13 protein-coding genes and 1 pseudogene are annotated in these 13415 nt (G+C 72.7%); 9 read left to right on the top strand and 5 right to left on the bottom strand.

All coding sequences use genetic code 11. The features are described 5' to 3' along the window. The first annotated feature begins 10 nt into the window (after positions 1 to 10). On the top strand, positions 11 to 865 hold the full coding sequence (locus tag ACQPZG_RS12255) for a TIGR00730 family Rossman fold protein (RefSeq protein WP_433545838.1): 855 nt from the start codon (positions 11 to 13) through the stop codon (positions 863 to 865). A gap of 336 nt (positions 866 to 1201) precedes the next feature. On the opposite strand, the gene folP is transcribed toward ACQPZG_RS12255, so the two are convergent. Beyond that, the gene (gene folP / locus ACQPZG_RS12250; RefSeq protein WP_433545837.1) at positions 1202 to 2062 is read right to left on the bottom strand and encodes a dihydropteroate synthase; all 861 of its coding nucleotides are present in this window, start codon (positions 2060 to 2062) and stop codon (positions 1202 to 1204) included. A 159-nt stretch (positions 2063 to 2221) separates the two neighbouring features. On the opposite strand from folP, the pseudogene ACQPZG_RS12245 reads away from it, so the two are divergent. Both ACQPZG_RS12245 and ACQPZG_RS12240 read left to right on the top strand, forming a co-directional pair. Continuing rightward, positions 2222 to 2632 (top strand): annotated as a pseudogene (locus tag ACQPZG_RS12245) (DivIVA domain-containing protein); the annotation flags it as partial. Between the two features lie 392 nt (positions 2633 to 3024). After that, complete coding sequence (locus ACQPZG_RS12240) at positions 3025 to 3621, top strand: DNA-3-methyladenine glycosylase I (protein ID WP_433545836.1); 597 nt, start codon at positions 3025 to 3027, stop codon at positions 3619 to 3621. A gap of 135 nt (positions 3622 to 3756) precedes the next feature. Here ACQPZG_RS12240 and ACQPZG_RS12235 read toward each other — a convergent pair whose 3' ends face one another. Next, positions 3757 to 4557, bottom strand: coding sequence for an enoyl-CoA hydratase/isomerase family protein (locus ACQPZG_RS12235; protein ID WP_433545835.1), 801 nt, complete (start codon positions 4555 to 4557; stop codon positions 3757 to 3759). Between the two features lie 300 nt (positions 4558 to 4857). On the opposite strand from ACQPZG_RS12235, the gene ACQPZG_RS12230 reads away from it, so the two are divergent. Continuing rightward, positions 4858 to 5025: a DUF3117 domain-containing protein gene (locus ACQPZG_RS12230; protein ID WP_003966491.1), complete on the top strand. Its 168-nt coding sequence runs from the start codon at positions 4858 to 4860 to the stop codon at positions 5023 to 5025. Between the two features lie 253 nt (positions 5026 to 5278). Here ACQPZG_RS12230 and ACQPZG_RS12225 read toward each other — a convergent pair whose 3' ends face one another. Further along, positions 5279 to 5944, bottom strand: coding sequence for an O-methyltransferase (locus ACQPZG_RS12225; RefSeq protein WP_185028670.1), 666 nt, complete (start codon positions 5942 to 5944; stop codon positions 5279 to 5281). 151 nt (positions 5945 to 6095) lie between these two features. Here ACQPZG_RS12225 and sigE point away from each other — a divergent pair, with 151 nt between their 5' ends. The 5 genes from sigE to ACQPZG_RS12200 all read left to right on the top strand — a co-directional run bounded on the left by sigE (position 6096) and on the right by ACQPZG_RS12200 (position 11572). Next, the gene (sigE, locus tag ACQPZG_RS12220) at positions 6096 to 6896 is read left to right on the top strand and encodes an RNA polymerase sigma factor SigE (protein WP_433545834.1); all 801 of its coding nucleotides are present in this window, start codon (positions 6096 to 6098) and stop codon (positions 6894 to 6896) included. Then, positions 6893 to 7912 (top strand): anti-sigma factor family protein, encoded by a 1020-nt coding sequence (locus ACQPZG_RS12215; protein ID WP_433545833.1) that lies wholly within the window; start codon positions 6893 to 6895, stop codon positions 7910 to 7912. The genes sigE and ACQPZG_RS12215 overlap by 4 nt, the downstream gene beginning before the upstream one ends. Positions 7913 to 8035: 123 nt before the next feature. Then, on the top strand, positions 8036 to 9820 hold the full coding sequence (locus tag ACQPZG_RS12210) for a S1C family serine protease (RefSeq protein WP_433545832.1): 1785 nt from the start codon (positions 8036 to 8038) through the stop codon (positions 9818 to 9820). A gap of 123 nt (positions 9821 to 9943) precedes the next feature. Continuing rightward, on the top strand, positions 9944 to 10483 hold the full coding sequence (locus ACQPZG_RS12205; protein WP_433545831.1) for a sec-independent translocase: 540 nt from the start codon (positions 9944 to 9946) through the stop codon (positions 10481 to 10483). Positions 10484 to 10897: 414 nt separating this feature from the next. After that, positions 10898 to 11572, top strand: a complete 675-nt coding sequence (locus ACQPZG_RS12200) for a hypothetical protein (protein WP_433545830.1) — start codon at positions 10898 to 10900, stop codon at positions 11570 to 11572. 91 nt (positions 11573 to 11663) lie between these two features. Here the strand turns inward: ACQPZG_RS12200 and ACQPZG_RS12195 are convergent, their stop codons facing one another. Both ACQPZG_RS12195 and ACQPZG_RS12190 read right to left on the bottom strand, forming a co-directional pair. Beyond that, complete coding sequence (locus tag ACQPZG_RS12195) at positions 11664 to 12797, bottom strand: Mrp/NBP35 family ATP-binding protein (RefSeq protein WP_433545829.1); 1134 nt, start codon at positions 12795 to 12797, stop codon at positions 11664 to 11666. Positions 12798 to 12840: 43 nt separating this feature from the next. Then, positions 12841 to 13383, bottom strand: coding sequence for a DUF1003 domain-containing protein (locus ACQPZG_RS12190; protein ID WP_433545828.1), 543 nt, complete (start codon positions 13381 to 13383; stop codon positions 12841 to 12843). Positions 13384 to 13415: the final 32 nt, after the last annotated feature.

Genomic DNA, 13415 nt, shown 5'->3' with positions numbered 1-13415 from the left:
GGAGTACGGCATGACGCATCCCGAAGAGGGACGGACGCCCGAGGAAGCGACGCCGGACGGGCGGACGCCGGACGGGCGGCTGCCCGAGGGGCGACAGTCCGACGACCGGTCGCGCCACGACCGGTCGCCCCACGGCCGCGCGCCCGAGGAGCAGCGGCTCGGTCCGGTGCTGCGCCGCAGGGACCAGGTCCAGCCCGGCACCACCGATCAGCGTCTCCTCGACACCGAGGGCGACTCCGAGTGGGTGCACACCGACCCGTGGCGGGTCATGCGGATCCAGTCGGAGTTCGTCGAGGGTTTCGGTGCGCTGGCCGAACTGCCCGACGCGATCAGCGTGTTCGGCTCGGCCCGCACCCCCGTCGGGACCCCGGAGTACGAGTCGGGCGTGCAGATCGGACGCGCGCTCGTCGAAGCGGGCTTCGCGGTGATCACCGGCGGCGGTCCGGGCGCCATGGAAGCGGCGAACAAGGGCGCGCGCGAGGCGAACGGCGTCTCCGTCGGCCTCGGCATCGAGCTGCCCTTCGAGCAGGGCCTCAACGCGCACGTCGACATCGGCGTCAACTTCCGCTACTTCTTCGTGCGCAAGACGATGTTCGTGAAGTACGCGCAGGGCTTCGTGGTCCTGCCCGGCGGCCTCGGCACGCTCGACGAGCTCTTCGAGGCGCTCACCCTGGTCCAGACGCAGAAGGTGACGCGCTTCCCGATCGTCCTCTTCGGTACGGAGTACTGGAGCGGCCTGGTCGACTGGCTGCGCGACACGGTCGTCGCCCAGGGCAAGGCCTCCGCCAAGGACCTCCTCCTCTTCCACGTCACGGACGACGTGGAGGAAGCGGTCGCGCTGGTCACCAAGGAAACAGGGAAGTAGCCGCACCCTCCGGCACGCCCCGCCCCTCCGGGTGGCGGGGCTGCTTCAGGTGAGCCCCCCGTAACCGCCTTGCGTGGCGGGGCCCCTGCACGAGTGCACGAGCGAAACCGAGTGCTCGGGGAGGGCGGGCAAGGGGGGCGGCCCTGAACGGACGCGTCCGGCCTCCACCGGGCCGGCCCCGCCCCGATCACGCCGCGCCTGCCCCGCACGCCCCGCTCCCAGCCTCGTCACCCCCGCCGCGCGCCGCCTCTTACGCCTACCCCGTCACCTCTGCCCCGCACGCCCCGTCCTCAGCCCTGTCACACCTGCCCCGCACCGCCCCCTGCGCCATCCTTCCTACGCCAACCCCCTGCGCGCCACCGCCGGTGCCCGCCGCCCCGCGATCGACGCCACCATCTCCAGCACCTGCCGCGTCTCCGCCACCTCGTGCACCCGGTACACCTGAGCCCCCAGCCACGCCGACACCGCCGTCGTCGCCAGGGTGCCGACGACCCGCTCCTTGACCGGCCGGTCCAGCGTCTCCCCGACGAAGTCCTTGTTGGAGAGCGACACCAGCACCGGCCACCCCGTCGCCGCCATCTCCCCCAGCCGCCGCGTCGCCTCCAGGCTGTGCCGGGTGTTCTTCCCGAAGTCGTGGCCGGGATCGATCAGGATCGCGTCCCGTCGCACGCCGAGCGAGACCGCCCGCTCGGCCAGACCGACGGTCACGTCGAGGATGTCCGCCATCACGTCCTCGTACTCCCGCCGGTGCGGCCGGGTCCGCGGCTCCGCGCCGCCCGCGTGCGTGCACACCAGCCCCACGTCGTAGCGCGCCGCGACCTCCGCCAGTTTCGGATCGACCCCGCCCCACGCGTCGTTGAGCAGGTCCGCGCCCGCCTCGCAGACCGCCTCGCCGACCTCGTGGCGCCACGTGTCCACACTGATGACGACGTCCGGGTACCGCGCCCGCACCTCCGCGACGAAACCGACCGTGCGCCGCGCCTCCTCCTCGGCGCCCACCTCTTCGCCGGGGCCCGCCTTGACCCCGCCGATGTCGATGACGGCCGCCCCGTCCGCCACCGCCTGCTCCACGCGGGCCAGCGCGGGCTCGTCGCGGAAGGTGGCCCCCTGGTCGTAGAAGGAGTCCGGGGTGCGGTTCACGATCGCCATGATCACCGGCTCGTGGGTCTCGAAAACACGCCGTCCCAGCCGCAGCATCTGCTGATTCCTCCTCGTCACGGACCTCTGGCGGACCTCGTGCGGTCCCCTGCCGGTCCTCCGACAGACCGTCTGAGACCTTAGCTGTCACACCCGCATGGCACGATCAGGGCCAGTAGGTTTGTGTCCGAGTGCGCGCCCCGGGAGACGCTCGTGTTGATGTTCTTTTTCTTGCTCTTGGCGATGGTGGTGGTCGTCGCCGCGGTGACGCTCGCCGTCGTCGGGGGCGGTGACGAGGGAACCCTTCCGGAGGCCGGCCCCGACCACCTGACGGATCCGCTGCCGCTGACCCGCCCGGTGGGCCGCGCCGACATCGAGGCGCTGCGCCTGCCGCTGGCGCCCCGCGGCTACCGGATGGCCGACGTGGACGACGTGCTGGGCCGCGTGGGCGCCGAACTCGCCGAACGGGACGCCCGTATCGCCGAACTGGAAGCGGCCCTCGCCGCGACCGGTACGAGGACGGCCTATGACGACCGGACCGCCCTGCTGACCGACCCGGCCCCTCGCTCCTGGCCCGCGCCCGCCCAGCCCCTGCGGGAAGCTACCGCGCCGCGCCGTGCTTCCAGCGAACCGGACGGACCCATTCCGGCCTTCGACGTCCCGCAGGCGCCCACTCCGGCCGCGGCTCCGCCCCTTCCGGCCTCTCCGTCCCCGGTTCCGCCCGCACCGGACGCCCCCGCCCCCGCTGATCCCGCACCGGCCGCCTCCGCTCCTGCTGATCCCGCACCGGCCGCCTCCGCCCCCGCTGATCCCGCACCGGACGCCTCCGCTCCTGCTGACCCCGCACCGGACTTCCCCGCTCCTGAGCGATCCGTCCGGGACGGGGAGGAGCCGCCGTCCGCACAGGGGCCGGGTGCGCAGCCCGGCCGGGGGGCCGAAGGGCATCGGCTTTCCGACGGCTCACCCTCCCCCGAGGACTCGCCGCGTCCCGGACCGGGTCACGCAGAGGAGGGCCCCGGACGATGACCGCCGCCCCCGGTTCCGCCGTCCCCGGACCCGATGGTGCTCTCCGCTGCCCGTGGGGGACCGCCACCGAGGACTACACGGCCTATCACGACACGGAATGGGGCCGTCCGGTCCACGGGGACGACGCGCTGTACGAGCGGCTCTGCCTGGAGGCGTTCCAGTCCGGGCTGTCCTGGCTGACGATCCTGCGCCGCCGCGAGGGCTTCCGCACCGCCTTCGCCGGGTTCGCGATCGCCGAGGTGGCGGCCTTCACCGAGGTGGACGCGGCCCGGCTGCTCGCCGACCCCGGCATCATCCGCAACCGCGCCAAGATCGAGGCCACCCTCGCCAACGCGCGGGTCCTCGCCGAGTGGCCGGAGGGTGAACTCGACCGGCTGATCTGGTCGTACGCCCCCGACGGCGCGTCCCGTCCCGTACCCCGCACGCTCGGGGACGTTCCCGCCGTCACCCCGGAATCGACCGCCCTGGCCAAGGACCTCAAGAAGCGCGGCGTCCGCTTCGTCGGCCCCACCACGGCGTACGCCCTGATGCAGGCCTGCGGCCTCGTCGACGACCACCTCGCGGACTGCGTCGCCCGGGGCACCGGCCGGTAGACGGGCGGCTTCACCGGCCGGAGGGGAGAGCCGGGCGCCGGCGGGAGGGCAGAGCCGGGGCACCGGCCGGTGGACGAGCGGGTTCACCGACCGGAGGGCAGAGCCGGCCACCGGCCGGTGGGTCGGCCCCGCGGGTCAGCGGCCCAGGTACTTCGGGCGGGCCTTGTCGACGAAGGCCCGCACCGCGATGGAGTGGTCCTCGGAGGCCCCTGCGCGGGTCTGCACCTCGTCCTCCTTCTCCAGCGTCTCGCGCAGCGAGTGCTCGGTCCCGTACGCCAGGGACTCCTTGATCGCGGCGTAGGCGACCGTCGGGCCCTCGGCCAGTGCGCGGGCGACGGCCGTGGCCTCGGCGGCGAGCGTGTCGGCCGGCACCACGCGCTGGGCGATGCCGAGCTCGAACGCCTCCTGAGCGGTGATCGAGCGGGGGAAGAGCAGCAGGTCGGCCGCCCGGCCGTGGCCGATCAGCCGAGGCAGCGTCCAGGACACGCCCGAGTCGGCGGTGAGTGCGACCCCGGCGAAGGAGGTGTTGAAAGCGGCGGTATCGGCGACAATCCGGTAGTCGGCGGCCAGCGCGAATCCGAATCCGGCTCCGGCCGCGACCCCGTTGATCCCCGCCACGACCGGCTTGGGCATCTCCGTCAGCGCCCGTACGACCGGGTTGTAGTGCTCCCGCACGGTGCTCATCGTCCGCCCGGTGCCGTTCTCCCGGTCCGCGGCGAGCAGGGTGATGTGCTCCTTGAGGTCCTGGCCGACGCAGAACGCCCGGCCGGTCGCGGTCAGCAGCACTGCCCGCACGGCCGCATCGGAGGCCGCGGCCTGAACCGCCTCACGGAGGGCGACCTTGGCCCCGGTGTTCATCGCGTTCATGGCGTCGGGACGATTGAGCGTGATCGTCGCGAGCCCGTCGGTCACCTCGTAGAGCACGGTGTCGGCCATCGTCGGTCCCCTCACAGAGCGAAATTGGGCATGCACAGGCCAGCATGTCGGAGATCTTGGGCTCTGCCCATGTGACCTGCGTCAAACAAATCCGCCCCCGGAGCGGGTCCGAAGCGGCGAAGTATCGCAGGCCGATCACCGAATTAGGTGGTTTTGCGGCTGCGCGTTGCACAAGCGATGCCGACTGATGTTGGTCATTGGGTCCATCGATGCGGGATAATGGCCTGGAAGCAATGTGTTCGATGCCGGTGACACCTGGGTTGTCGGCTGCGTGAGCTGGTTTCAGGAAGGGGAACGAGCATGGCGGCCATGAAGCCGCGGACGGGCGACGGCCCGCTCGAGGTGACCAAGGAGGGGCGGGGTATCGTCATGCGCGTTCCGCTCGAAGGCGGCGGTCGACTTGTCGTCGAGCTGACTCCGGACGAGGCCGATGCACTCGGCGACGCCCTGAAGAAGGTCGTCGGTTAACGCCTGAAGGCGGATAGCGCTCTTATCTCTCCACTGCCCCGGCCACGCGCGAGCGTGAACCGGGGCAGTGGTGTTCCCGGAGGGCCCCCGGCCGCACGGCACGCGGCGACAGGTCCCGGCCGTACCGCACAGCGGCGGGCTGCCGGCCGTACGGTACGGACAGACTCCGGACGGGCGCAGTACGGCAGCAGCTCACCGCCGCGCGGCGGTGAGCGGCCTCAGCCCCGCCGTACCGTGGCGGCGTGGAGTGGCCTCAGCCCCGCCGTACCGCGCACAGCAGGCCGTCGCCCACCGGCAGCAGCGACGACACCAGCTCCGTGGACTCCCGCACGGTGCGCAGCAGTTCGCGCAGGCGGATCACCTCGGCGGGCTGGGCGGCGGAGTCGACGGTGCGGCCGTCCGCGAAGACTCCCTCGAAGCAGACCAGACCGCCGGGCCGCAGCAGCCGCAACGATTCAGCGAGGTAGTCCAGGGACTCCAGGCGGTCGCCGTCGCAGAAGACGAGGTCGTAGCCGCCGTCCGCGAGGCGGGGCAGCACGTCCAGGGCGCGGCCCGGGATGAAACGGGCCCGGTTGCCCGCGAAACCGGCCGAGCGGAACGCCTGCTTCGCGAAGGTCTGCCGCTCCGGCTCCAGGTCCACGGTGGTCAGTACGCCGTCGGGACGCATGCCCTGCAACAGGTAGATGCCGGACACGCCCGTGCCCGTACCGATTTCGGCGACGGCTTTGGCATCCGCCGTTCCGGCCAGCAGCCGCAGTGCGGCGCCGGTGCCCGGGGACACCGAGGGGACGCCCGCGTCCCGGGCCCGGTCCCGGGCCCAGTGCAGAGTGTCGTCCTCGGCGACGTAGGCGTCGGCGAACGCCCAGCTCGTCTGCCGGTCAGCGGTAATGACCCTCTCCTGTCCCCGTAGTTGGCGCAACCGTGACTGTATCCGCTGGCGTCGGGAACTCGCAGATGGGACCGGTCGTTGTGAGGGGACAGGGGGAGGGATGGAGCGCAGGAAGCAGACTCGGGAACGGGTCCAAAATTCACGCAAAGAGTCTTATCCGGAGCTAACGGGCGAGGTGGTTATGGTAGGGGCTCCACTGGACACCACCAGAGCCGACAGGGGAGGTGCGGCTGCGGCCGGTGATCGGGGAGGAGTGCTCCGGCGCTTTCTCAGGTCTGCGGGCGAGCCGAAATCCGTGACCGACACCGCTGACCGTTCCGCCTCCACCGCCCGTTCCGTCCCCGCGACGGCCGCCTTCGCCGACTTCTCCGAGGCGGAGGAGGCGTGGACCCCTCCCACCTGGGAGGAGATCGTCAGCACGCACAGCACCCGTGTCTATCGCCTGGCGTACCGCCTGACCGGCAATCAGCACGACGCGGAGGACCTGACGCAGGAGGTCTTCGTCCGGGTCTTCCGCTCGCTGTCGACGTACACGCCCGGCACCTTCGAGGGCTGGCTGCACCGGATCACGACCAACCTCTTCCTGGACATGGTGCGCCGCAAGCAGCGCATCCGCTTCGACTCCCTCGGCGACGACGCGGCCGAGCGGCTGCCCAGCCGCGACCCGTCACCCCAGCAGGTCTTCCAGGACACCCACTTCGACGCGGACGTGCAGCAGGCCCTGGACACCCTGGCGCCCGAGTTCCGTGCCGCCGTCGTGCTCTGTGACATCGAGGGACTTTCGTACGAGGAGATCGCCGCCACGCTGGGCGTCAAGCTCGGGACCGTGCGCAGCCGCATCCACCGCGGTCGCTCGCACCTGCGCAGGGCGCTCAAGCACCGTTCCCCGGAGGCCCGCGCCGAGCAGCGCGCCATGGCGCCCGCGGGCGCGGCCACGGGGCTCGGGTTCCCGGCGGCGGTCGGAGAGGGCGGAATCGGGTGAGCGGATCTCGACCCACCCCGGCGGAGCAACACCTCGGGGACCGTCTCGCCGCACTGGTGGACGGCGAATTGGGGCACGACTCGCGCGAGCGGGTCCTGGCCCACCTGGCGACGTGCGCCAAGTGCAAGGCCGAGGCCGATGCCCAGCGCAGGCTCAAGGACGTCTTCGCGCACACCGCGTCCCCCGCACCCTCCGAGGGCTTCCTGGCCCGGCTCCAGGGCCTGCCCGGCGGTTCCGGGGACGAGGACGATCCCGAGGGCGGCGGGCCGTTCGGCCGGGGAAGATTCGGGGACGGAGCTGCCGGGGTCTTCTCCGCCGATGACTCCCTGAGGTTCGGCAGCCGGATCGGCTACGAGCCGACCGGCGCGCACGGCCCGGTCTTTCCCGGCGGTTCGGGTGACCGGGGCTTCCGCATCCACGAGGTGGGCCGTCCGCAGGGCGAGCGCTCCGGCGGGCGCAGGCCGAGCAGGTTCGCCTTCGCCGCGGCGAGCGCCGTCTCACTGGCCGCCATCGCCCTCGGCGGAGCCCTTCCCGCCGACAGCGCCAACAGTCCTTCCCCCCGGGGGGAGCGGTCCGGCGGCTTCACCCCCGCCCGCGCCGCCACCCCGGCGAGCGGTACGGACAACAGCCGCCGTCAGGGCGGTGCGTCGAGCGTCCGCGGGGACAGCGGCAGCGGCAGCACCTCGGGCGGCGGGAGGAGCGTGCTCTCGGCGACCACCGGAGTCGGCGCGGGAGCGGCCACCGCACCCCCCGTTCCTTACCAGGAGGGCCTGAAGGTCTTCCCGATCTCGCTCCCGCCACGGGAGCAGGGGAACCACGGACTGGGACCGGGCACCGGACCGCTCCGGCACCACGGGATACGGCCCTTCCCGGCCCATCTGCCGGCCGGGTCCGTCACGTCCCCGCCGCCGGGACCGGTGCATTCGGCACCGACGACCTCCCCCTCGGCTCCGGCCGCCGGCGGACACCTCGCCGTACCCCCGGCTCCCGAGCTCTCCGTCGCACCCGGCCGCTGACCCCGGGTCCTCTGCGCGCGCAATCGCAAACCTGGTTGAATCCAGGGAAGGGGTGCCCGCGACGGGGCGCGGAGGCTGGTTCCGGGACTTTGCGTACGGGCCACGGGCAGTTGCGGGGAGAGCATGGACGAGGGCAAGCCCGCCGGACCACGGGCGAAGTGGTGGAGCCGTTCCGGGCGGGGGACGTCTCCGACCACGTCCGGGCCCCACTCGGCCGACCCGGCCTCGGGCCCGGCACCGGCCGACCCGGCAGCGGCGCCCGGCACCCCGCTTCCCCCGATGAACCCGCCGCCCATGAACCCGCCCGGACCGGGGGACGTGCCCGGACCGGGGGAACCGCCTCCGCCGGGGATTCCGTCCGCGACGGGGAACCCCTCGACGTCGGCGAGCCGGTCACCGGCCGACAGCCCGCCGCCGCCCACGGCACCGCCGGAGTCTGCCGACCGAGCGACGCACGCGGCGGACCCTTCGTACGCGGCGGACCGTACGGACCCCATAGGCGCCGGGAGGATCGTCGGCGAAGCCCGCGGGGAGGGCGGTCCGCAGCCGCTGCACGACCCCGACCCCTACGGCACGCCGCCCTACGGAGGCCCTGGCCCCTGGGCTCCGGCACCGCCGGTGCAGCGGCCGGCGGCGCCCCCGGCCCACGGCTCACCGATCCCGCCGCAGCACCACGGAGGGCCGTTCCCGCCGTCCGCGCAGCAGTACCCGCCCTCCCCGTGGCTCCAGTACGACCCGTGGAGCGCCGCGCCGCAGCAGCCGCTGTCGTACGGCGACGACCACGGCGCCCCGAGGAAACCGCGGCGCGCCGGACTGTTCGTCGGCGCCCTGCTCATCGCCCTGATCGCCGGGGGCGTCGGCGGCGGCGTGGGGGCGTACGTCGAGCGGAACGACGGGCTGCGCGGCCCCGTACGGCTCCCGCAGGCGGACAGCGAGCCCCGCGACCGCGCCCCCGACAGCGTCGCGGGCATCGCGGCCAGCGCCCTGCCCAGCGTCGTCACCTTCCACGTCAGCGGAGGCAGCGGCAAGGGCACCGGCACCGGGTTCGTCCTCGACGACAAGGGCCACATCCTCACCAACCACCACGTGGTGGACCCGGCCGGTTCCTCCGGCGTCATCTCCCTCACGTTCAGCAGCGGCGAGAGCGCGAAGGCCGAGCTCGTCGGCAAGGACAGCGGATACGATCTCGCCGTCGTCAAGGTCGTCGGCGTCTCCGGCCTCACGCCGCTGCCGCTGGGCAACTCCGACGACGTCCGGGTGGGCGACCCGGTGGTGGCGATCGGGGCCCCCTTCGACCTCCAGAACACGGTGACCGCGGGCATCATCAGCGCCAAGCAGCGGCCCATCACCGCGGGCGGCGAGAAGGGCGACGGCAGCGACGTCAGCTATGTCGACGCGCTCCAGACCGACGCCCCCATCAACCCCGGCAACTCCGGCGGTCCGCTCGTCGACGGCCGGGCCCGGGTCATCGGCGTCAACAGCGCCATCCGCGGCCCGGACAGCGGCACCGGGCTCGAAGGCGGTCGGGGCGGCAGCATCGGTCTCGGCTTCGCGATCCCGATCAACCAGGCCAAGCGCGTTGCCGAGGAGATCATCAACACCGGTAGGGCGACCCATCCGGTGATCGGCGTCTCCCTCGACATGAAGTACCCGGGCGAGGGAGCCAGGGTCGGCGCGAAGGGGGCGGGCGGCGCGCCCTCGGTCACCCCCGGCGGCCCCGGCGCCGAAGCGGGCATCAAGCCCGGCGACGTCATCACCCGGGTCGACGGACGACGCGTGCGCAGCGGCGAGGAACTGATCGTGAAGATTCGTGCCCGCAAGCCCGGTGACCTGCTGAAACTCACGCTGCGGCGCGACGGCACGGAGCGCGAGGTGTCCCTCAGGCTCGGCTCGGCGGGAGACTCCTGACCCGGGGGCCGGAGTGACGTGCGGGAGACGCGCGAACGGCAGACAGGTGTCACTTGAAGGTACCGTCCGGACAGCTGGGGCGGGTACCGTGGAACGCGCCCGGAGAATCCAAGGAGCTGCAAGGTGTTCACAGACATAGGCGGACTTGAGCTGCTGACGCTCGCGGTCCTCGCCGTGCTCATCTTCGGCCCGGACAAGCTGCCGAAGATGATCCAGGACGCCACGCGGACCATCCGCAAGATCCGCGAGTTCTCGGAAAGCGCGAAGCAGGACATCCGAAGCGAGCTGGGCCCGGAGTTCAAGGACTTCGAGTTCGAGGACCTCAACCCGAAGGCCTTCGTCCGCAAGCAGCTGGCGGAGCACGGCGGAGACGACCTCGGGCTGAAGGAGATCCGGGAGAGCTTCGACCTGCGGGGGGAGCTCAGCGAGGTCACCGACGTGGTGAACGGGCGGGCTCGGCCGGAGGCGCGGACGCCTTCGGACGTGACGGGCGCGGGGGCCGGGACCGGTGCCGGTACTGGCGCTCGGGCGGATCTGACCAAGCGCGAGGAGCCGGCCGCCGGGGCGCGGGCGAACCTGCGCAAGGACGAGGCCGGGTCGGCCGCCGGTGCGGCGAACCTGCGGAAGGACGATCGGCCGGCGTTCGATCCGGACGCGACGTGAGGGGGCGCCGGGGCCGCGTGGAGCGGTGCGGGAGCGGCGCGAGGAAGTAGCGGGGCGCAGCGGTGCGGGAGCACGGCCGGGCTGGGCGGTAGCGGGGCGTACGGGCGTGGGTGCACCGTCCGGTGGGGGCCGCCCCCTTGCCCGCCCGTTCCGCCCCTGGGGGCGGCCCCGCCTACGGGGGCGGGTGGGTTGTCCCGCCGCCCGAGGGGGCTACGGGGGTGGGCGGGGACGGGCTGTCCCGCCGCGAGGGGCTGCGGAGGCGGGCGGTCCCGCCGTCCAAGGGTCTGACGGTGCGCGGCCCCGTTGCCTCGGGGGGCTGGGGGGTGCGGGCTATCCTCCATCTGTCCGGGTGCAGGACGCCCGAGGGGGGTGGGCCGCTCCGGACGCTGACGATCAGAGGAGGCGGCCGGGCAGATGGAGACGACGAGTCGGGCAGGGGCGCAGGAGGATACCGGTGCGCCCGGTGGGTCCACCGCGGAAGGGGGGCCGGCAGCCCGGCGTACGGTCGACGGCTATCTGAGCGCCCCGTTTCCCTGGTACGGGCTGGACGAGGCCTTCACCGGGCCGCGCTGGCTGATGCAGGTCACCGCCGCCGCCGACGGCACCGTCCAGCACGGCGCGGTGGGCCACGGCGACGAGCCGACGATACGGGCAGCCGCGGAGGACGGCCTCGACAAGGAGCGCTTCGCGGTGGTCGTGACCGTCGCCGCCAACCCGGTGCGCCGCAGCGGCGACGGCACCGGAACGCTGGAGGCCACCTCGGTGTCCTCCGCCGCCTGGCTCGCCGGCTCCGGTCTGCTGTCGCAGACCTGGCCCGCCCAGCTCGACCACTCGATGCGCGACAACTGGCTCGCCCAGCAGACCGAGGTCTGCTTCGACCTGGCCGACGACCTCCAGGGCGACGACTGGTCCGCGCTCTCGTTGCCGGTCGACGGGGTGCCCACACCCTTCCACTACCGCGAGTCGGAGTACGGGTGGGTGCTCGCGGGCTCCACCGGGTCGGGGGTCCACCTCGGCGCGTACGGGCGTGGCATGAGCGCGTACGGACTGGGCTTCTCCGTGGTGAAGGACATCCAGGCGTACGTCTGACGGCACATCACATGGGTGAGGGGCGGCCTCCAGGAGGCCGCCCCTCACCCATGTGCGCCATGTCCGCGCGTCCGCAGGTGCGCCGGGTGTCTCAGAACTTGTTGCGCGGCGTGATGCCCAGCGACATCCCGGACAGCCCACGGGCCCGCCCGCCCAGCTTCCCCGCGATGCCCCGCAGCGCGGACCCGGCGGGGGAGTCGGGGTCGGTCAGCACGACCGGACGGCCGTCGTCGCCGCCCTCGCGCAGCCGTACGTCGATGGGGATGGAGCCCAGGACGGGGACGGTCGCGCCGGTCGTCCTGGTCAGGCCCTCGGCGACGCGCTCGCCGCCGCCGGTGCCGAACACGTCGACGATCTCGTCGCAGTGCGGGCACGGCATGCCGGACATGTTCTCGACGACGCCGACGATCTTCTGGTGGGTCTGCACGGCGATCGACCCGGCCCGCTCGGCGACCTCGGCGGCGGCCTGCTGCGGGGTGGTGACGACGAGGATCTCCGCGTTCGGGACGAGCTGCGCGACCGAGATCGCGATGTCGCCGGTGCCCGGCGGCAGGTCGAGCAGGAGGACGTCCAGGTCGCCCCAGTACACGTCCGCCAGGAACTGCTGGAGCGCGCGGTGCAGCATCGGGCCGCGCCACACGACGGGCGCGTTGCCCGGGGTGAACATGCCGATGGAGATGACCTTCACGCCGTTCGCCGACGGCGGCATGATCATGTTCTCGACCTGGGTGGGCCTGCCCTCCACGCCCAGCATGCGGGGCACGCTGTGGCCGTAGATGTCCGCGTCGACGACGCCGACCTTGAGGCCGTCCGCCGCCATCGCCGCGGCCAGGTTCACCGTCACCGAGGACTTGCCGACGCCGCCCTTGCCGGAGGCGACCGCGTACACCCTGGTCAGCGAGCCGGGCTGGGCGAAGGGCACCTCGCGCTCCGCCGTGCCGCCGCGCAGGGCGCCCGCCAGTTCCTTGCGCTGTTCGTCGCTCATCACGTCGAGCTCGACGCTGACGCTCGTGACGCCCTCGACCCGCTCGACGGCCTCGCGCACATTGCTGGTGATGGTCTCGCGCATCGGGCAGCCGGAGACGGTCAGATAGACCGCGACGGCGACCGCGCCGTCCGCCCCGATCTCGACCGATTTGACCATGCCGAGCTCTGTGATCGGTCGGTGGATCTCGGGGTCGTTCACCGTCGCCAGTGCTTCACGCACCGCGTCTTCCGTAGCCATGCTCCGATAGTACGGCGGTGGGGCAGGCGGCCGGGAAGGCCGGTCAACGGTCGCCTTCGTCACTCCGGTTCGCAGGCCCGGCCGGGAATACGGTTCCCCGTTCCTCCAACTCCTTGACCAGGTCCTGGAGTTCGGAGCGGATCCAGTCGCGGGTGGCGACCTCGCCGAGGTTCATGCGCAGCGCCGCGATCTCCCGTGTGAGGTACTCGGTGTCGGCGATGGACCGCTCGTTCTGCTTGCGGTCCTGTTCGTGGGTGACGCGGTCCCGGTCGTCCTGCCGGTTCTGCGCGAGCAGGATCAGCGGTGCGGCGTACGACGCCTGGAGCGACAGGGCCAAGGTCAGGAAGATGAACGGGAACTCGTCGAACCGCAGGTCCTTGGGCGCGAAGATGTTCCACAGCACCCACAGGATGATCACCGCCGTCATCCAGACGATGAACCGGCCCGTCCCCAGGAACCGCGCGATCCGCTCCGAGTACCGCCCGAACGCCTCGGGGTCCCATTCGGGCAGCAGGCGCTTGCGGGGCGCCTTCGGCTGATCCAGGCGCACCCGCGAGGCGCGCGCCGCCACATTCGCGCCGGTCATGGACCGCGTGCGCTCCTTGCCCTCGCCACCGC

Origin of the sequence: Streptomyces sp. CA-294286 (assembly GCF_050947155.1) — a bacterium.
Lineage (GTDB): Bacteria > Actinomycetota > Actinomycetes > Streptomycetales > Streptomycetaceae > Streptomyces.
Note: the sequence above shows the minus strand (reverse complement) of the source record. Positions and strands in the feature narration are given on the sequence as shown.